Raw genomic sequence first — 19,980 nt, 5'->3', positions numbered from 1 at the left:
ATTAACTGTCATATTGTCATAAAATTGTATTATGTAGTATCTTTGCAGACCGTTTAAACCCCAAAAATACTGGGAAGAAGTCATGAAGAAAGTAATTGATGAATCTGTTCAGGGAAGCGTGTTGGCCATAGAGTCCACGCTGAGCAATACGCGTAAGCTCTATATTGAGAGTTACGGCTGCCAGATGAATTTTTCTGATAGTGAGATTGTTGCCTCTATTTTAGCCAAGGAAGGTTTTGATACAACTCAGGTCCTGGATGATGCTGACTTGGTATTGGTTAATACCTGTTCTATCCGGGAAAAAGCTGAAACCACAGTTCGCAAGCGTCTCGAAAAATTCAATGCCGTTAAAAAGACCAGGCCACATATGAAGGTTGGGGTATTGGGTTGTATGGCCGAAAGGTTGAAAAGTCAGTTACTCGAAGAAGAGCAAATTGTAGATATGGTGGTTGGCCCTGATGCTTATAAGGATCTGCCCAATCTCATTCAGGAAATAGATGAAGGGCGAAGTGCCGTAAATGTACTTCTGTCTAAAGAAGAGACCTATGGGGATGTTGCGCCGGTGAGGTTAAATTCTAATGGGGTAACCGCCTTCGTAACCATTACCCGTGGCTGCGACAATATGTGTACTTTTTGCGTAGTGCCGTTTACCCGCGGAAGAGAAAGAAGCAGGGACCCTCAATCTATTCTTTCTGAGGTGAATGCACTTTGGGAAAAAGGATTTAAAGAGATTACCCTTTTAGGTCAGAATGTTGATAGTTATCTCTGGTATGGAGGAGGATTGAAAAAAGATTTTACCAAGGCTTCTGAAATGCAAAGGGCTAGTGCAACTAACTTTGCAAAACTTTTACAAATGGTGGCCGAGGCACAGCCAAATATGCGTATCCGTTTTTCTACTTCCAATCCTCAGGATATGACCTTAGATGTAATTGAAACTATGTCCAGGTACGATAATATTTGCAAATACATTCACCTTCCGGTTCAGAGTGGAAGCAATCGCATACTAAAAGCCATGAACAGGCTACATACAAGGGAAGAGTATTTTAAACTTATAGACAACATTAAAAAGATCATCCCTGATTGCGCCATTAGCCAGGACATGATCAGTGGTTTTCCAACCGAAACTGAAGAGGATCACCAGGACACCCTTTCTTTGATGGAGTATGTGAAGTACGATTTTGGTTTCATGTTTGCCTACTCAGAAAGACCGGGCACCTCAGCAGCCAGAAAATTAGAAGATGATATCCCGGCAGCGACTAAAAAAAGGCGCCTACAGGAGATCATCACCCTGCAACAAAAGCACGCTCTTTATAGAACAAAACAACATCTTGGTAAAATTGAAGAAGTATTAATAGAAGGGTCTTCAAAAAAATCTGATGCCCACTGGATGGGTCGTAACTCACAAAACACCGTGGTAGTTTTTCCAAAGGAGCACTACGCAGTGGGAGAGTTTGTAAATGTAGAAATAAAAGATTGTACCTCAGCCACCCTTTTGGGAAAGGCTGTTGGGTATACTAAGCAGCAATAGAAAATGGAGAATGTACAATCCATAAAGCAACGATTTGAGATCATCGGAAATGATGTAAAACTAAATCGTGCCCTTGAAAAAGCAGTTCAGGTTGCTCCGACAGATATTGCTGTATTGGTTACAGGAGAAAGTGGTGTTGGAAAAGAAGCCGTGCCAAAAATTATTCATTCCTTATCTCACAGGAAACATGCAAAGTATATTGCAGTAAACTGTGGAGCCATCCCGGAAGGCACAATTGACAGCGAACTTTTTGGACATGAAAAGGGGGCATTTACCGGTGCCACCCAAACCAGAAGAGGTTACTTTGAGGTAGCCGATGGTGGAACTATTTTTCTGGATGAGGTTGGTGAATTGCCGCTGACAACGCAGGTGAGGCTATTAAGGGTCCTCGAAAACGGGGAATTTCTCAAGGTAGGATCTTCGCAGGTACAAAAAACCGACGTGCGCATCGTGGCGGCTACTAATATGAATATGTCAGAAGCTATCAAAAAAGGGAAATTCAGAGAAGATCTCTATTATCGAATGAGTACGGTAGAAATTGGGATCCCCCCATTGAGAGAACGTCGGGATGACATTCATTTGCTCTTTAGAAAATTTGCTTCAGATTTTGGACAGAAATACAAAATGCCAACAATCCGGCTCGAAGAAGATGCAGTACAGTTACTGGTCAAATACAGATGGCCAGGAAACATTCGCCAATTGAGAAACGTTGCAGAGCAGATTTCTGTATTGGAAAAAGAGAGGGCAATTTCACTAGTTACTTTAAACAGCTATTTACCAAACGCCGGAGATTCTCATCTACCCGCAGTTATTGGCAGTGAACGCAAGGAGAACGATTTTAGTAATGAAAGGGAGATCTTGTATAAAGTGTTATTTGACATGAAAGGGGATCTGAATGATTTGAAAAAACTCACAATGGAACTCCTGAAGTCTAATGATACAGATAAAGTTCAGGAGGAAAATGAACATCTTATCCGCAAGATATATGGAAGTAAGGCGGAACAGGAGACAGTGGCAGAACCCGCACCCCTGGAAGTACTGCCTTTGCCAGAACACAAGGTAGAGACTATTCCGGAAACCCCTGAAGACAAGTATCATTTTGCCGAAGAAATTCAAGAGGAAGAAACCCTATCTTTACAGGAAAAGGAAATAGAACTCATCAAAAAATCCTTGGATCGCAATAGAGGCAAACGGAAAGCCGCTGCTGCAGAACTGGGCATTTCTGAGCGTACTTTGTATCGAAAGATTAAACAATATGATCTATAATGAGTTGGAAGTTGATTAATAGTAGTACATATGTTTCCCGCTTAATCGGTCTTCTAATGACGCTGATGCTTGCGAGCTGCGGAATATATAATTTTACCGGAGGAGATGTGGGCACGGCCCAGACCTACCAGGTGAACTATTTTCAGAACTACGCTTCCCAAAGTCCGGGTTCCACTTTTGATCCTGGTCTGGACAGGGAATATACCTTGTCTTTACAAGATCTAATCCTCAACCAAACCAGCCTTGACCTGGTAACAGATAACGGGGATATCCTATATGAAGGAGAAATAGTAGAATACAGGGTGTCACCTATGACGGCAACTGCGGAACAACGGGCCGCCCAAAACCGACTGACGATAGGGATCAACGTCAGGTTTTTTAATCGCACCAAAGAGGATGTCGATTTTGAACAACGGTTTTCCTTTTTCTATGATTATGATGCCAATTCTCAGTTATCCTCTGTGAGAGACGAAGCACATCAGGTCATCTTCGAACGGATTAATCAGGACATATTTAACAGATCACTTGCAGATTGGTAATTACCTATGAATGTACACGATTTCACATATCTTTTGCAGCATCCGGATAAAGTGGTAGATCCTGTACAAACAAATCAATTAGAAGATATTCTGGAAGAATACCCATATTTTCAGGCTGCCAGAGCCATGCATTTAAAAGGTCTTAAAAACCTGAATAGTTTTAAATATAATAATGCGCTCAAGGTAACTGCGGCTTATACTTCGGACCGTGATATTCTGTTCGACTTTATTACCTCCAGCGAATTTTTGCAAAACACTATAGCTGATAATATTTCCGGGAAAAACCCGCTGGCAGATCAGCAAATAATTTCCGAAGAAGTTACTCCTTTAGACACTGCAGATATTTCCATGATAGAAGATTCAGAAGACGAACCCCTGCCCCGTTCGGCCAAAGATGCCGAAGATATTCTGGATCCGGCACTCTTCAAATCCAAAGATCCGGAAATTGACAAAAGTATCGCCAGAGAAAAAAAACAATTAGAAGAGGAGCTGGAAATTGGGGCCCCGTTAACCTTTACAAAAAAGGAAAAGTATTCTTTTGGTGAATGGCTGCAATTGACATCTTTAAAAAAAGTAGAAAGATCTCAGGAGAAAGAAGCGGTTGACGAAGATAGCAACGAAGTTCAAGTGGATTTTACATTGGAGGAGGATCCTTTAAAGAAGAAAAAATTTGACCTTATTGATAAATTCATAGCCTCTAATCCAAAAATTAAGCCAGCAGAAAGTACCAGCGAAAAAATAGATATTGAGAAATCCCTGAAATTCGATAAAAAGGAGTTAATGACAGAGACGCTTGCGAAGGTGTATCTGGAACAAAAAAAGTATAAAAAAGCCATTCAGGCCTACACTATTTTAAGTTTGAAATATCCGGAAAAAAGTGGTTTCTTTGCAGACCGAATTAAAGCGGTGAAAAAATTACAACAAGAAAATTAAAATAAGATGAGCACCTTTACAATATTTCTAATCCTAATCATCGTAGTTTGCCTCTTGCTCGTATTGGTGGTGATGGTTCAAAACCCAAAAGGAGGCGGATTGTCTTCTTCCTTTGGAGGTGGAGGAAGCCAGGTGGTTGGCGGGGTTAAAAAAACAGGCGATTTTTTAGATAAAAGTACCTGGACCCTGGCCACTTTATTGATTGTACTAATTCTACTTTCTAATGTGGCATTAAAAGGAAATTTTGGCGAAGCCGATTCTAAGTTACTTCAAGGCGATGATATAGAAACAACTGTTCCTGAAACACTTCCAGATCAGATCCCTGAGGAAGTTGTACCTCCGGCAGAAGGTGGGACAACAGATGATAGCACACAATAATTTGAAGGATTGCATAAAATAAAAATGCCAGCATAAATGACAAGCTGGCATTTTTATTTTAACAATATGTCAGTTTTGTGGCATTGGCATAATTTCTGCCTAATGAAAAGTTGAAATTTTAAATCTAAAAACTAAACAATATGGCTAAAGTAAACATTAAACCATTGGCAGATAGGGTACTCATTGAGCCCATGGCTGCTGAAACCAAAACTGCTTCTGGCATCTACATTCCGGACACGGCAAAAGAAAAGCCTCAAAAAGGAAAAGTTGTAGCTGTTGGTCCTGGTACTAAAGATGAAAGTGTTACGGTTAAAGTTGGAGACACAGTACTATATGGTAAATACGCTGGTACGGAGTTAAAATTTGAAGGGACAGATTACCTGATGATGCGCGAAAGTGACATATTGGCAATTATATAAACACATTTAAATTACATTTTCAGATTCCAGTGAAGCGAAATGATAATGGAATTTACTCATAAACTCAAAAATTAAATTATGGCAAAAGATATAAAGTTTGATATTGATGCTCGTGATGGCCTAAGAAGAGGTGTAGATGCACTGGCCAACGCAGTAAAAGTAACCTTAGGACCAAAAGGAAGAAATGTAATTGTAAGTAAATCTTTTGGGGCCCCGGTGGTAACGAAAGACGGAGTTACTGTTGCAAAGGAAATAGAATTGGCTGATGCCCTGGAAGATATGGGTGCACAAATGGTTAAGGAAGTAGCTTCCAAGACCAATGATCTGGCAGGAGATGGTACTACAACTGCTACTGTTCTGGCCCAGTCGATAGTTAAAGAAGGTCTTAAAAACGTTGCTGCAGGCGCCAATCCAATGGATCTTAAAAGGGGTATTGACAAAGCTGTAGATGCAATTGTTCAGAACCTTAGCAAGCAGGCCAAGAAAGTTGGGGATTCCTCTGAAAAAATAAAACAAGTAGCTTCAATTTCTGCTAATAATGACGAAACCATTGGGGAACTCATTGCACAGGCCTTTGGAAAAGTTGGAAAAGAAGGAGTAATCACCGTTGAAGAAGCCAAGGGTACAGATACTTATGTAGATGTTGTTGAAGGAATGCAGTTCGATAGAGGATACTTGTCTCCGTATTTTGTAACGGACTCCGACAAAATGACTGCCGATTTAGAAAATCCATACATCTTGTTATTCGACAAGAAGATTTCTACCATGAAAGACCTTCTTCCAGTATTAGAACCCGTTGCCCAATCTGGGAAACCACTTCTTATTATCGCTGAGGATGTAGATGGCGAGGCACTAGCAACATTGGTAGTAAACAAACTTCGTGGCTCACTTAAAATTGCAGCTGTTAAAGCTCCGGGATTTGGAGATAGAAGAAAGGCCATGTTAGAAGATATAGCCATCCTTACTAACGGTACCGTTATTGCCGAAGAAAGAGGATTCTCCCTGGAAAACACCTCAATAGATATGTTGGGCAGTTGCGAAAAGGTAACCATAGACAAAGACAATACTACAATTGTAAATGGTTCTGGTGCGGCTAAGAATATTAAGTCGAGGGTAAGTCAAATTAAATCACAAATAGAAACTACTACTTCGGATTACGACAAAGAGAAATTACAGGAACGTCTTGCCAAATTGGCTGGTGGGGTTGCTGTTCTTTATGTAGGTGCTGCTTCTGAAGTAGAAATGAAAGAAAAAAAGGATAGAGTTGACGATGCCTTACATGCAACCAGAGCCGCTGTTGAAGAAGGAATTGTTGCAGGGGGTGGTGTTGCTCTGATTAGAGCAAAATCTGTTCTTTCTAAAATTACAGCTGAAAATGCAGACGAAGAAACCGGATTGCAGATAGTAGCCAGAGCTATAGAATCTCCTTTAAGGATTATCGTTGAAAATGCAGGAGGAGAAGGATCTGTTGTGGCAGCCAAAGTACAGGAAGCCAAAGGAGATTACGGATACGATGCAAAATCTGAAAAATATGTAGACATGCTAAAAGCAGGTATAATTGACCCTGCGAAAGTGACAAGAATTGCATTGGAAAATGCAGCCTCCGTTGCTGGTATGATCCTGACTACTGAATGTGCTTTAACAGACATTAAAGAAGAAGCACCTGCTGCACCACCAATGGGAGGTGGAGGCGGAATGCCAGGAATGATGTAAGTTGAGTACTTAATACTTAAAAAAAAGGCTGTCTAAATAGACAGCCTTTTTTAATGGATTAAATCGCACTAGTTATTGTAAATATCTGTAGTATAAAATGCAGGAAAAGAAAACCAATAACCCATAAATGCCTTTCCGGTATTTAAGGTCTCTCCTACCCGGGGTCCGGAAATGGCTTCTCCAAATATATTCCATAAGTTTCCTTCATTGTCTTCAAGTACTTCTTCCGAATCATTATAGACATAGCTGAATTGGAGCGACTCGTGATCGCCTTTTAATCCATAGGACATCATAAAATTTTCATTTCCAACAACCACATAATTCACCCCGTTAAAAGTATCTGTAACGAGCTGTTCTGCGATAAGGTCTTCAAACCTATACACCTTAGCCTTGTCTCCATCTACAATTCCAAGCACTCTTTCTTTTGCAGGTAATCTACTATCCAGGGGAACCGGAAAAATAAAAAAGTTATTGTTGGTCCTGTAATCAACATATGGATACACCCCATAAGTTCTTGAAAATCCCGTATTTAAGCTTAATATTTTTGTGTCTGGGTACATGGTTCTCCAGGTCTTCCAGTCTGTTTCCACAAGCTGAATTAAGTCTGCCCTTTCCCCTAAAAGCTCCCCATTGACAGCTTCGTTAAGGATCTGAGACCAATTACTGCTGGTGGCCCTGTCAAAAGGGATCAGATTAGTATTGTAGAGCAATCCGGAAACTCCAAATGTGGTTTCCGAACCGTTGACAACCCGGTTCCAGCCTATTCCTGTTCCGGTAAGGGGGCAATAGGTAACTGCCAGAGATACATCTCCTATATTGTCATTTACTATTTCATGCCAATCCAGAACTATATGCTGATAGGCCCTTATATCATCCCCGTTCTTATACCCAAGTACCAAGTCCGTATCTCGAAGGATACTGGCATTATCAGAATTAGTTAACCCCGGATTTTCTAAGGCAGGGATACCGTCTCTTCCCGGGCCCCCATCAAAAACATCTGCTACAGGAATGCTCCATTCCGTAAATACGGCAGGCTGATCATCTGTGCCCGCGTCTATAATAGTCTCCTGTGTTCCTGATGAACTGCAGGAAACCAACAGGGCCATTGAACTCATCGTTATCAATAGTACCTTTTTCATTGTCTTTTTTTTTAATTATTTCCTTTTCCCAGCACTTCTTCGGGTTATTATTGTCCCGGGATATTAATGTTATTGTTCTTTTTAATATTAAAATTGAAAAACAAGCCCCCACTAAATCGCAGTGTTGGAGTAAGTTGGGTGCCTTCGACATAACTGTAGACCGGAATTTCCAATCGAAATGCCAGTCCCATATCAGGTGTTATTTGAGTCATTAGTTCGGGCCTTAGAAAAACCCACTCCCCTCCTGTGTTGGGTAGATCCGATTGGTTTATGCGGTCGGTGAACGACTTCCTGTATTTCAGAATCAGTCCAGGATTAACTACAGTATTGAATATCAAAAACTGATCTGTATATCCCAGATTAGCCTGAACAACGTCACCAAACTCATAGGTGGAGGTAGCATTGAGATAGTCTTTATTCTTCCCGGTACCTTTATAGGTAAAACTCCCGGATATAGTGGCCGATGGTCTGAATCCCAGACCTTTAGAAATCGATACCCAGCTTAAAGCATCCCAGGCACCACTTCCGGGTTGTAAATCTGCTGTGAGTAAAATTCCCTGATCGGTTGTTATATCAGATTGCCCCAGGGGAGCTTTTGCCCCTACACCAATATTAAGGACCGTTTTACTACCCAATACATCCGGAATGGCATATTTAACCAACAAAACTGCATCTCCGATCCCTGTAGTTTCAGTAAAATTTTCATTCCCAAACTGAGTGATATTCCTGGTCTGATTTACCCAGCTAAATAAGGTCTCAAAGGAAATCCTGTCTGTAAACGCATAGCCTAACCCTAACAATATTGAATTGGTGATACGCTCTCTTGAATCATCATCCAGTGTATCCGTACCGGCATTCAGGGTGTTTAAATTATTATAATCATAATTCAGGCCTATACTAAGAATGCCGCTGCCTTCATTTGGGAGCCCTAAATTATTGGAAAGTGGTACTCCTCCCGAACAACAGGTTTGGGAGAAGGCCTGCTGTCCAAAAAATATAAACAGCGTAATAATAGTTATTCGCTTGCTCATGTTTAGGCTTGTTGCTAGAATTTAGTGGTAGAATAGCACCAATCCTTACAACTAAGCCTAAAAGCAAGCCCTGGATGAAGATAAATTGCCTATAGGTACACCCGGCCACCTCTTAATTTGGCAATTATGAATTTAATACGTCTGTTGATATTGGTTTAACTTCTTAATGATGCATCTCGCTATCATCAGCATCATCATCCCTGTATTTACAACAAGGATGCACACTGTCATAGGCCTCCTGTGTTGCTTTAAGTTCTTTGGTATCATGCCCTACGGCTACCAGGGCCGTCTTTATCTGCATAGGATTTGTTTTCCTTTCATCTAAAATTAAAGACAACTGATGAGAAGTTAAATTCTTTCAATTGGGTAGAATCGTTAGCTGTTTTCACACCTATTCAGGAGAGTTGTTCATTTCCATATCACCATGACCTTCATGCCCGGTCATCGTTCTTCCGCCTTCAGTGTTCATCATTGATTTTTTACCCATGAGTTGGGCCGCTGCATCAACTGTAAAGGTTCCATTAGTAACAATTTCATCACCATTTTCCAGGCCCGATAGCACAATATAGCCAGCATTGACGAGCTCGCCAAGGGTAATTTCACGCATTTCAAATGTTGGGTTAATGGCGTCTGTTTTGATGTAAACAACCGAACGTTCCCCAGTCCAAAGCACAGCACTTTCAGGAATTACCATAGTATCATCTTTCATTTTAGCCGGTAGTGCTAATGAACCAGCCAGAAACATACCTGGTTTTAATTGGCCGTTTTGATTTTGCAAAACAGCTCTGACCTTAATAGTTCTAGTAGATGCATTTAGAATGGGGTCAATGAAAGAAATACTAGCTTTTAATTTCTTATCAGGATAGGATTTTGTAATAATGTCTATTTTCTGACCTTCTTTCAAGAGTGAAACCTGATTCTCATAGGCATCAAAAACTGCCCACACAGTACTTAGATTGGCAATTTTGAACATTGGGGAACCCTTTTTTACATAATCTCCTGCTTCAACTATGATTTTGGAAACCGTCCCGGAAACATTTGAATAAACAGGGAAATTTTCCCGTATCTGGCCAGATACTTCTATCTGCTCGATTTGTTTTTCTGAGAGCTTCCATAGTTTTAACTTGTTACGAACTGCTTGATATAACTCTGGCTGTGATTCTTTAAGACTTTTAGCTGTAATCAGTTCTTGCTGGGCTGAAACCAGTTCGGGAGAATAGATCGTTGCTAATTGTTGACCGTTTTTAACCTCCTCACCTTCAAAATTGACGAAAAGTTTTTCTATTCGACCATCGAAATATGAGGCCTGTGTTGCAACTGCTTTTTGGTTCTCCTCGATGGCACCCGAAAGATTTAGTGTATTGTCGCCAGAAGTACCGAAAGCTATTTTGGTTGTTCTAATATTAGCCAGGGCCATGGCTTTTTTTGACATATTGAATTGTCCTATTGACAGTCCACCATCCCCTGATTCCATTGGAATCAAATCCATACCACAGATGGGACAGTCTCCCGGCTCTGATTGCATAATTTGTGGATGCATTGAACATGTCCACATTTGCCCTGATTCTATTTCCTGGCCATGGTCATGGTCAGCAGCAATATTGTTTCCCGATTTATTTCCGAAAATCAGGTAGCCGACTAATAACCCAGCAATAACTGCCAATCCGATAAAAAGAATATTTTTTTTCATATTGTAAACTTAAAATGTTAATTACCCAATTTCAATATCCTGATGTCACCACTACCCAAAATGTGCCCTGCGACGATCAGATCTCAATTGATGATAACATCGTTAAACATAAAGACCATTTACCTATTGCATTCAACATTACCAATACCAAATCACATTGTTCGTAAATCATATTTTCATGCGACAGCATAATCATAATACAGGTAATTTTAAGATCATATTTCTGCCCAATACCAGCTTATCTACATGTCCTGCAAGTTTATCGTCAGCAGTTTTAAAGTGCATGTGAACCAAAGTTGAATGATGTGTAAAAACACCTTTATGAGCAGTAGAGTAGAATCCTATTATCTCCACTTTTTTCTTCTGCAAGATACCCTTCAACCCTGTTTCTTTATGTTTCTGATGCGTGTGAACTGTATCACCGTCCTTCCAATCAATCACATGCCAGTCAAGGGATTTGGGACTTCCCTCGATTAAAAATGGAAATGGCTCTGTTATAACTCTGGCATAGTCACTGGCTTTTTGGGCAATAAAATCTTCTAACTTAGCAATTGAATTTATTTTGGCCGGGATCTCGAAATTTTGCCATTTAGGCACTTGTACATAAACCAATAACACCGCCTTTTTATCGAATGTTTTATCAAGAATAATTTCTCTATTATCTACAACCGAATTATTAGGTTCACTATCAAAAATTTGCACCTCTCCTTTTAGGTTTTCTATCGCCCCTAGTGCATATAGGTTTTGTTTTTGACTGAAGGAATCCAATGAAATCCTGGCTTGTAAATCGCCCGACATCATCTCGTGTAATGCACCGGCATACTTTACATCCGGATCAATTTTATCTTCACAAGATTCGAACAAGACTATTCCAACCAAACCAATAAATAACCAATAGATTCTTTGTCTCATTATTTTTATATGCTTGTTATGGGCGAGTAATTAAACACGCAACGTGTACCTGCTCTATTTCCAATACAGCTCTTATTTTATTTGTATTTCTTCTACTACCTCTCCACATTTCAACATTTTATCCCCATAGTATGGATTCTGAATTTCTTTCACATTGGAAAGCCAGTAACCCCCTTTACCTTCAAAGGCCATTGGGCAGAATTGTTTGTATATAGTTCCTTCCGATAAAGAGTCCTTGAACATGGGTTCAACTTTATAGGTAAACTCGGAAAACAGCTCGCGTTGTTTTTCAATGTCACTTGTCTCGGCCATTGCCAGGGCCGTCGCTATCATATCCTTCTGTTCCGATGTTATGTTTTCCGCAAGATTTCCTGCTGCCGCCTGTACTTCTTTAGCGTCAGACGCTATTAAAGCCTGACGTAATTGCTGGTAATTTTGGAAGACATTATTTGTCGTTCCGTTGGAAAAGGACGCATCGGCAATATCGACTGTATTTATCTTTGCCTGCTCCACCTTCTGAGGGGTATTGATTTCTGCGCCCTGTTTATCCTTTTTATTTCCGCATGCCGAGAAAATAGTTACCACTGCTGCGGTTAAGATGATGTAAGCGTTCTTGTTTAAGAAATTTATTTTTTTAGTATTCATGGGTGTTTAAATTAAATTAGACTTAGTTTAATAAATGATTGTATAAATTTTATTGATTTGTCAGATAATTGATGACAGCCATTTGTGAATAGTAATTTTTGATAGCATCAATCCGATTCATCTGAAACTTCAGTTGCAGTTCCTGAATATCAAGAACATCATTGAAATCTATTGTACCCGTCTCATAGTTCTTTATCAGAATCTCCTCGGCATCATTGGCCTTTTCGAGATTCTTGACTTGAGTATTGTATTTTATACGTTCAGCTTCCTTGTTGTTAATGGCTGTATTCAAAACCGTTTCCAAAAGATTCTGGCGATTGGTCTTCTGAGCACTTATCTGTTCTTGCCGTAAATTGTTCTGCAACGAACGAGATTTGTACTTGTTGTTTAAAATAGGAATGGCGAGCGATACCATGGGCATAAGAATGTCCTTCCCGTTATCGCTGAAATCTATCCCTACCCTATCTGCCACAGGGATATAATTAAGCCCAAAACCGATATTTGGATTGGACTCTTTTTGGTTTAAAAGTTCCGATTGGGTGACAGATTCGTAAAGCCTGTCGTACTTCTCCAGTTCAGGATGTACATCAATGTCTGTGATTTGTTGTGCAGACACATCATTTATATCCAAGTTAGCGACCAAATCGATTTCCAGGGTTTCCTCTCGATTCAGTAAATTGTTGAACTGAACTTTTTCGGTGTTATACTCGCTTTTTAGAATATCCTTTTGTGCTTGTAGTTCGTTTTGGCGTATTTGGAGACGGAGTACATCTACTGCAGAAGCATTTCCCACTTCCAGGGAAGTCAGGGCCAAACTTTCGTAAGTCTGCAGAAGTTGAATATTTTCATCCAATACTTCCTGTTTCTCTTTTATGGCAAATAGTTTATAATAAGATTGTGATACGGACATTCGAATTTTTCTCTTAGTAATTGCTATATCGAGATAATCAACTTCTGCCAGGGAACTGGCATAATTCTCTCTTGCGGTTACTGTACCAAACCAGGGAAGCATCTGCTTAATGGAAAAACTCGCCTTTTGTGCACCTGTACGAGTTTCCGGTTCGCTTAGAAAAATACCCGCACTTAGTTCCGTATTGGGCAGGTCATTGGATTCGGAAATTTTTTCCTTTGAAATAATATACTTGATTTCAAAGGCCTGCACCTCTGGATTGTTAGCTTCGGCCTCCTTTATATAGGATGCCAAGGTCTGGCTGTATCCCCATCCCGCAGTTAATAGTCCTATTAATATGATTATATTTCTTTTCATACCTTTTCTCTTTTAAGTTGCCATTCGCTTTTCCAACTGTAAAGTACCGGGACTACCAATAAGGTTATTAGCGCAATTAGCATCCCGCCAAACGATGGAATCGCCATAGGAATCATAATATCGCTGCCCCTGCCTGTAGAAGTTAACACTGGCAGCAACGCCAAAAGGGTTGTAGCCGTGGTCATAAGGCAGGGTCGAATTCGTTTTTCACCAGCCTCAACTACTGATGCCCTGACTTTTTCCAAAGTCTTTGGTTTGTTCCGATCAAAAGTTTGTTTTAGGTAGGTGGCCATTACCACACCATCATCTGTTGCAATACCAAATAGTGCTATAAAACCTACCCATACAGCTACACTTAAATTAATAGTGTGCATCTGGAATAACTCTCGCAGGTTCTCGCCAAAAATATTGAAGTTCAAAAACCAATCCTGGCCATATGCCCAAATCAGAATAAATCCTCCTGCAAAGGCTACTGCTATTCCTGTAAAAACCATAAGGGAGGTGGATACAGAGCGAAACTGGAAATACAGGATCAGGAAAATAATCAACAGGGCAAGCGGTACCACCATAGAAAGCGTTTTTTCTGCCCGTAACTGATTTTCGTAGGTGCCTGTGAACTGATAGCTGATACCCTTTGGAACGACCAGCTCATCGTTATCAATTTTTTGTTGAATAAGGGCTTGGGCATTTTCTACAACACTTACTTCCGCAAAACCTTCTAACTTGTCAAAAAGCACATAGCCCACCAAAAAGGTATCTTCACTTTTGATGACCTGTGGTCCTTTTTCATATCGTATACTGACCAATTCGTTCAAGGGTACCTGACTTCCCTTGGAAACAGGAACATAGATATTCTTGATGTCGGCCGGACTTTCCCGAAGTTCCCTTGGATAACGAACTCGCACCCCGTAACGTTCCCTTCCTTCGACTGTTTGCGTCAGGGACATACCTCCAACTGCAACTTCTAAGATTCGCTGAACATCCTCGATAAGAATACCGTATCGCGCCAGGGCATCCCTATCAATATCAATAAGAAGATAGGGTTTGCCCACTATCCTATCGGCAAAGACAGCTTCATCCTTGACCCCTTCTGCCTCTTTGAGAATATTTTCCAATTGTAAGCCAAATGCTTCTATTTGCCTTAAATCCTGTCCTTTGACCTTGATCCCCATTGGTGCACGCATACCTGTCTGGAGCATGACCAACCGGGTTTCGATGGGTTGTAGTTTGGGCGCGGATGTTACCCCAGGCAATCGTGTAACCTTGATGATTTCTTTCCAAATATCGTCGGGCGACTTTATTTCGGGACGCCAGCTGCGGAAGTATTCACCATTATTATCTTGAATCAAATTATCAGATGTTACCTGAGAAAAATCTTCAATGCCCGAATCCTGGTATTTTGAAGTTTTGACATCTGCAACTGTATTCGGATTCAATATCAATTTCCCGTCTTTTAAAACAAAAAGACCGTCTTCATTGACCTTAAAGCGCTGACGTTTCCCTTCATCGTTACGCATGTACTCCGCTTTGTACTGAATAATGTTTTCATACATAGACATAGGAGCGGGGTCAAGTGCCGATTCTGTTCGTCCTGCCTTACCGACAACAGTTTCAATTTCGGGAATACTGGCTACAGCCATATCTAATAGTTGCAACACTCTTTTATTTTCCTCGACACCTGCATGGGGAAGGGAGGTGGGCATCAAAAGGAATGAACCTTCATTTAACGCGGGCATAAACTCTTTACCCGTATTCTGCATTATCAACATACCTAAGACAACTATGGTAGCCGGTATGGAGAGGAATGTCAGTTTATTACGCAAAGCCCATAGCAATATTCGTGTATAATATTTTCTAAATAGTATGAATATTGCGAGAAGCCCAAAACATATCAACCCTACAAAAACAAGATTCATAAAAATACTTCGGTCAAAGCCCAAAGGCCGCCAATAAGTGGCCAAAAGGACAACTATCGCGGAAGCGGAAATAATAATGTTCAAAAGACTGGCCTGCTTATCTGACAGTGAAGATCTCTTGAATATCCTGCCTACTAATTCAGGGTTTTTTAAGGGTCTTACTGTTCCAAACGCCATCAGAATCAGTCCCATCCAATAGCCATAGACTACCGCAATAAGCCCGGTTAGAATAAGCAGAATACTGAAGGCATAGCCCATAAAGCTTTTACTTCGTTTCTTTCTAAAGAGGAAAGCAGCAAATGGCGGTATTAAGAACAAGGCTACTATAATAGATGCAGTTAGCGCAAAAGTTTTGGTAAAAGCCAATGGCCTGAATAATTTACCCTCGGCCCCAATCAGGGTGAATACCGGGATAAAACTTATGATGGTAGTCATGACTGCCGTCAAAATGGCTCCTGATACTTCCGCGGAGGCATTATATACTACAGTATTAACAGGCAATTTCTCCCCATCTTCATCGAGATGTCGAATGATGTTTTCGGAAAGAATGACCCCAACATCAACCATGGTTCCGATAGCTATGGCGATTCCCGAAAGTGCCACTATATTAGCATCGACACCAAATAGTTTCATGGAGATAAACACCATCAATACTGCAACAGGAAGTAGTCCTGAAATAAGGACCGATGCCCGAAGGTTGAAAACCATAATGACAATGACTAATATAGTCACCAATATTTCTAAGGTCAAAGCTTCGTTGAGTGTCCCCAGTGTTTCCTGGATTAATTCAGTACGATCGTAGAATGGGACAATAGTCAATTGAGATATTCTTCCGTCACTCAATTCCTTTGAAGGCAGCCCCGAACTAAGTTCCTTAATTTTTTCTTTGACATTCTTAATGACCTCCAACGGATTGGCTCCATATCTTGCGACTACTACACCACCAACGACTTCCGCGCCTTCTTTATCAAGAATTCCACGTCGTACAGCAGGACCAAGGGACACCTTGGCAATATCCTTAACCCGGATAGAAGTATAATTTTCAGAGCTTACTACCGCATTTTTGATGTCGTCCAGGGATTCGACATAACCTAGTCCTCTTACCAGGTATTCCGCTTGATTAATTTCCAAGGTCTGGGCTCCAATATCCCGATTGCTTTGTTTTATTGCAAGAACCACCTGCTGGAGACCGATATTGTATTGTTTCATCAACTCGGGATCCACATCGATTTGATATTCCTGAACGTAGCCCCCTATAGACGCCACTTCGGAAACACCACTCGCCGCAGAAAGGGCATATTTAACATAGTAGTCCTGAATGCTGCGCAACTCCTGTAAATCCCATCCTCCGGTGACATTTCCATCCTGATCCCTCCCTTCGAGGGTATACCAGAAAATTTGTCCTAATCCCGTGGCATCAGGACCTAATGCAGGGCTCACCCCATCTGGCAAAAGATTGCTTGGCAGGGAATTCAGTTTTTCGAGGATACGGCTTCTACTCCAATAAAACTCTATGTCCTCCTCAAAAATGATATAGATACTGGAGAAGCCAAACATGGAGGAACTCCGCACTGTCTTCACCCCTGGCGTCCCCAATAATGCGGTCGTTAATGGATAAGATATCTGATCTTCAATATCCTGAGGGGACCGCCCCGGCCATCTTGTAAATACAATCTGTTGGTTTTCACCAATATCGGGAATTGCATCCACAGGAACAGGTGCTTTAGGTAAGACTCCTGTCTCCCAATTAAAAGGTGCATTCACAGTACCCCACCCTACAAATAGTAAAAGGAGCAATACTGCTACCAGCTTATTCTCGATAAGAAATTTAATGCCTTTGTTCAGCATAGGATTTGATTATTAAACATTTAGAAAACGTAATAGAATAACACCACAAACTAATGGTACAACCCAAAATTGGCTATTGCCGTTGGGCTAAATCTTCTAATGTTTATAATCAAATTAGGAATACCTGATCTAACAACTGCAGATCAAAGGTTATGAGGGGAGGGGAGTAATCCCTGTGCGGGACTATCTGTTGCGGAAGACCTTTATAAAGATCAAGGTAAACCATAACAAATGCACTTAAAAACAACTGTTGATCTAATGATAATTCCTCAAAAGAAATCTTTAGGTCATCCTGCCCTTGCATAACAATGAGCTCATCAGTACAACAATCTACTTTCCATTCTTCCGAAACGTTACCCATATCCATCCCACAACTTTCTGCCTCTGCAAAGAAAGCCACATCTACCAAATGGCCCATACAGAAGTGTTTATCCACTGTCCAAGAGATAGTAGAGGCCAGTACCAAGAAGGCCATGGCCAATGCTGTTATTTGATGAAATAGGTTCCGCATCATGTCAAAAGTACAAATTAAACGGTTATCAATCCGGGTCTATTGCCTTGTTAACTAATATTTTGCATTTCAACAGGCCCGAATAATTGTCCGAAAATGTGATGAAAAATTATACTTTTGCAAAAAAAATCATGTTTCCAAGGCTGAAATCCAGGATCAATATCATCCTAAGCAATACTGAAAAAAGTACCACAGACAGGATGCAGGCCATTTGCGACTTACTCCGCGATAATGTCCCCTATTACGATTGGGTAGGCTTTTATTTTAAGAATGGAGATAGGGAAGAATTAAAACTAGGTCCGTATTCAGGTGAGGCCACCGATCATACTATTATCCCATTTGGCAAAGGTATATGTGGACAAGTTGCCGTTAGCAATGAAAATTTTGTTGTCCCTGATGTGGCAGCACAGGATAATTATATCGCTTGCAGTATTACGGTTAAATCAGAAATAGTTGTTCCACTTTTTGTCAATGGCCAAAATATCGGGCAGATAGATATAGATTCTAATACTGCGGACCCATTTTCTGAGGAAGATGAACGGTTTCTGGAATATGTCAATGCCGAAGTGGCAAAAATTCTTTAAAACTTTCACCGTTTTGTTGATAACACTCTGGGTTTAGTAGCCTTAAAAAATTTACTTTTGTTTGCTTACAAACTGTAATTATAAGCATACGAAAATGAGCACCTCAAAAAAAGCTACCTCTGCATTAATATCGGTATTTCATAAAGACGGATTAGAACCTATTGTAAAGAAATTAGACGAACTGGGTGTCGCAATATATTCTACAGGGGGAACAGAAAAGTTTATTCGTGAATTGGGAATTGATGTAGTACCGGTAGAGGATGTCACCAGTTATCCGTCAATTTTGGGAGGAAGGGTCAAGACCTTACATCCAAAGGTGTTCGGAGGAATCCTTAACAGGCAGGACAATGAAAGTGATGTAGCGCAATTGGAAGAATTTGATATCCCTCAAATTGATATTGTAATTGTGGATCTTTACCCCTTTGAGAAAACAGTCTCCAGTGGTGCCTCAGAACAGGAGATCATTGAAAAGATAGATATAGGAGGTATCTCTCTCATACGGGCAGCAGCAAAAAATTACAAAGACGTATATTGCGTCTCCTCTATGGAAGACTATCCGGAGTTCCTGGAGTTGTTAGACAGGGAAAACGGAACTACCACCTTAGAAGACCGAAAGCTATTTGCAGCTAAAGCATTTAATATTTCTTCTCATTACGACACTGCAATCTTTAATTTTTTTAATCAAAATCAACATACCACAGCCTTAAAGATCAGCAATACTCAAGGCAGGGCACTTAGATATGGCGAGAACCCGCATCAAAAAGGGTTTTTCTTTGGGGACTTTGAAGCTATGTTTGATAAATTGCACGGGAAAGAACTGTCTTACAACAACCTTCTGGATGTGGATGCCGCAGTAAATTTAATGGCAGAATTTAAAAATGATCCTCCTACATTCGCCATACTCAAACATAACAATGCCTGTGGTCTGGCGCAAAGAGCAACCGTTCACAAAGCCTACATAGATGCCCTGGCGGGCGACCCTGTTTCAGCTTTTGGAGGTATTCTTATTAGCAATGTGGAGATAGACCTGGATACGGCCAATGAGATTCACAGTTTATTCTGCGAGGTAGTCATTGCCCCGAGTTATTCTGATGAAGCCCTGGAAGTTCTAAAAGGCAAGAAAAACAGAATTCTTCTTGTAATTAAGGAAACGGATCTTCCACAAACCATTGTTAGAACCTGTTTAAATGGGATGTTGGTTCAGGATAAAGACCATAAAACAGATAGCTTGGCAGACCTTAACTATGCTACCGTTAAGAAGCCATCTGAGCGGGAACTTGAAGATCTTATTTTTGCCTCCAAACTTTGTAAGCACACCAAATCTAATACTATTGTTCTCGCAAAAAACAAACAGTTGTGTGCAAGTGGTACTGGGCAGACTTCAAGGGTAGATGCACTTAATCAGGCAATTCACAAAGCCGGTTCCTTCAATTTTGAACTTGACGGTGCAGTAATGGCCAGCGATGCCTTCTTTCCTTTTCCCGATTGTGTGGAAATTGCGCATAAAAGTGGGATAACAGGTGTTATACAGCCTGGAGGGTCTATCAAAGATCAACTTAGCATCGATTACTGCAATGAAAATGAAATTGCCATGGTGATGACAGGTACACGTCATTTTAAGCATTAATTTTACTACTTTTGTCGATGACTTACACCCTTTA

Annotated in this window: 18 protein-coding genes; 9 read left to right on the top strand and 9 right to left on the bottom strand. The window is 40.6% G+C overall.

Going from position 1 to position 19,980, the window contains the following annotated elements:
- Positions 1 to 82: 82 nt before the first annotated feature.
- From miaB to groL, 7 genes are all read left to right on the top strand, one after another.
- Positions 83 to 1,528 (top strand): tRNA (N6-isopentenyl adenosine(37)-C2)-methylthiotransferase MiaB, encoded by a 1,446-nt coding sequence (miaB, locus tag J1G40_RS02905; protein WP_265240808.1) that lies wholly within the window; start codon positions 83 to 85, stop codon positions 1,526 to 1,528.
- A gap of 3 nt (positions 1,529 to 1,531) precedes the next feature.
- The gene (locus J1G40_RS02900; protein WP_265240806.1) at positions 1,532 to 2,794 is read left to right on the top strand and encodes a sigma-54 interaction domain-containing protein; all 1,263 of its coding nucleotides are present in this window, start codon (positions 1,532 to 1,534) and stop codon (positions 2,792 to 2,794) included.
- Positions 2,795 to 2,850: 56 nt separating this feature from the next.
- On the top strand, positions 2,851 to 3,333 hold the full coding sequence (gene lptE / locus J1G40_RS02895; RefSeq protein ID WP_265240804.1) for an LPS assembly lipoprotein LptE: 483 nt from the start codon (positions 2,851 to 2,853) through the stop codon (positions 3,331 to 3,333).
- A gap of 6 nt (positions 3,334 to 3,339) precedes the next feature.
- Complete coding sequence (locus J1G40_RS02890) at positions 3,340 to 4,266, top strand: hypothetical protein (RefSeq protein ID WP_265240802.1); 927 nt, start codon at positions 3,340 to 3,342, stop codon at positions 4,264 to 4,266.
- Between the two features lie 6 nt (positions 4,267 to 4,272).
- On the top strand, positions 4,273 to 4,644 hold the full coding sequence (gene secG / locus J1G40_RS02885; protein WP_265240800.1) for a preprotein translocase subunit SecG: 372 nt from the start codon (positions 4,273 to 4,275) through the stop codon (positions 4,642 to 4,644).
- A 140-nt stretch (positions 4,645 to 4,784) separates the two neighbouring features.
- Positions 4,785 to 5,063, top strand: coding sequence for a co-chaperone GroES (gene groES, locus J1G40_RS02880; protein ID WP_265240798.1), 279 nt, complete (start codon positions 4,785 to 4,787; stop codon positions 5,061 to 5,063).
- Between the two features lie 78 nt (positions 5,064 to 5,141).
- Complete coding sequence (groL, locus tag J1G40_RS02875; protein ID WP_265240797.1) at positions 5,142 to 6,776, top strand: chaperonin GroEL; 1,635 nt, start codon at positions 5,142 to 5,144, stop codon at positions 6,774 to 6,776.
- Positions 6,777 to 6,844: 68 nt separating this feature from the next.
- On the opposite strand, the gene J1G40_RS02870 is transcribed toward groL, so the two are convergent.
- The 9 genes from J1G40_RS02870 to J1G40_RS02830 all read right to left on the bottom strand — a co-directional run bounded on the left by J1G40_RS02870 (position 6,845) and on the right by J1G40_RS02830 (position 17,738).
- Complete coding sequence (locus tag J1G40_RS02870) at positions 6,845 to 7,915, bottom strand: DUF3179 domain-containing protein (protein WP_265240795.1); 1,071 nt, start codon at positions 7,913 to 7,915, stop codon at positions 6,845 to 6,847.
- 47 nt (positions 7,916 to 7,962) lie between these two features.
- Positions 7,963 to 8,946 (bottom strand): hypothetical protein, encoded by a 984-nt coding sequence (locus J1G40_RS02865; RefSeq protein ID WP_265240793.1) that lies wholly within the window; start codon positions 8,944 to 8,946, stop codon positions 7,963 to 7,965.
- 163 nt (positions 8,947 to 9,109) lie between these two features.
- Positions 9,110 to 9,247 (bottom strand): hypothetical protein, encoded by a 138-nt coding sequence (locus tag J1G40_RS02860; protein WP_265240791.1) that lies wholly within the window; start codon positions 9,245 to 9,247, stop codon positions 9,110 to 9,112.
- A gap of 90 nt (positions 9,248 to 9,337) precedes the next feature.
- Positions 9,338 to 10,636: an efflux RND transporter periplasmic adaptor subunit gene (locus tag J1G40_RS02855; protein WP_321160187.1), complete on the bottom strand. Its 1,299-nt coding sequence runs from the start codon at positions 10,634 to 10,636 to the stop codon at positions 9,338 to 9,340.
- 192 nt (positions 10,637 to 10,828) lie between these two features.
- Positions 10,829 to 11,548: a decarboxylase gene (locus J1G40_RS02850; protein ID WP_265240789.1), complete on the bottom strand. Its 720-nt coding sequence runs from the start codon at positions 11,546 to 11,548 to the stop codon at positions 10,829 to 10,831.
- Between the two features lie 72 nt (positions 11,549 to 11,620).
- Positions 11,621 to 12,193 carry a DUF3347 domain-containing protein gene (locus tag J1G40_RS02845; RefSeq protein WP_265240787.1) on the bottom strand — a complete coding sequence of 191 codons (573 nt, stop codon included), beginning with the start codon at positions 12,191 to 12,193 and terminating at the stop codon, positions 11,621 to 11,623.
- Positions 12,194 to 12,242: 49 nt separating this feature from the next.
- Positions 12,243 to 13,460, bottom strand: a complete 1,218-nt coding sequence (locus J1G40_RS02840; protein ID WP_265240785.1) for a TolC family protein — start codon at positions 13,458 to 13,460, stop codon at positions 12,243 to 12,245.
- The gene (locus tag J1G40_RS02835) at positions 13,457 to 17,224 is read right to left on the bottom strand and encodes an efflux RND transporter permease subunit (protein ID WP_265240783.1); all 3,768 of its coding nucleotides are present in this window, start codon (positions 17,222 to 17,224) and stop codon (positions 13,457 to 13,459) included. Before J1G40_RS02835 ends, J1G40_RS02840 begins: the two co-directional genes overlap by 4 nt.
- A gap of 109 nt (positions 17,225 to 17,333) precedes the next feature.
- Entirely contained in the window at positions 17,334 to 17,738 is a 405-nt protein-coding gene (locus J1G40_RS02830) for an HYC_CC_PP family protein (RefSeq protein WP_265240780.1), read from the bottom strand.
- Between the two features lie 128 nt (positions 17,739 to 17,866).
- Here J1G40_RS02830 and J1G40_RS02825 point away from each other — a divergent pair, with 128 nt between their 5' ends.
- Both J1G40_RS02825 and purH read left to right on the top strand, forming a co-directional pair.
- The gene (locus J1G40_RS02825; protein WP_265240834.1) at positions 17,867 to 18,319 is read left to right on the top strand and encodes a GAF domain-containing protein; all 453 of its coding nucleotides are present in this window, start codon (positions 17,867 to 17,869) and stop codon (positions 18,317 to 18,319) included.
- A 94-nt stretch (positions 18,320 to 18,413) separates the two neighbouring features.
- A complete protein-coding gene (purH, locus tag J1G40_RS02820; protein ID WP_265240778.1) occupies positions 18,414 to 19,946 on the top strand; it encodes a bifunctional phosphoribosylaminoimidazolecarboxamide formyltransferase/IMP cyclohydrolase in 1,533 nt (510 codons plus the stop codon).
- Positions 19,947 to 19,980: the final 34 nt, after the last annotated feature.

It is taken from the genome of Muriicola sp. Z0-33, assembly GCF_026126425.1.
GTDB lineage: Bacteria > Bacteroidota > Bacteroidia > Flavobacteriales > Flavobacteriaceae > JAFMPW01.
This window is presented reverse-complemented; position numbering and strand designations above follow the sequence as displayed.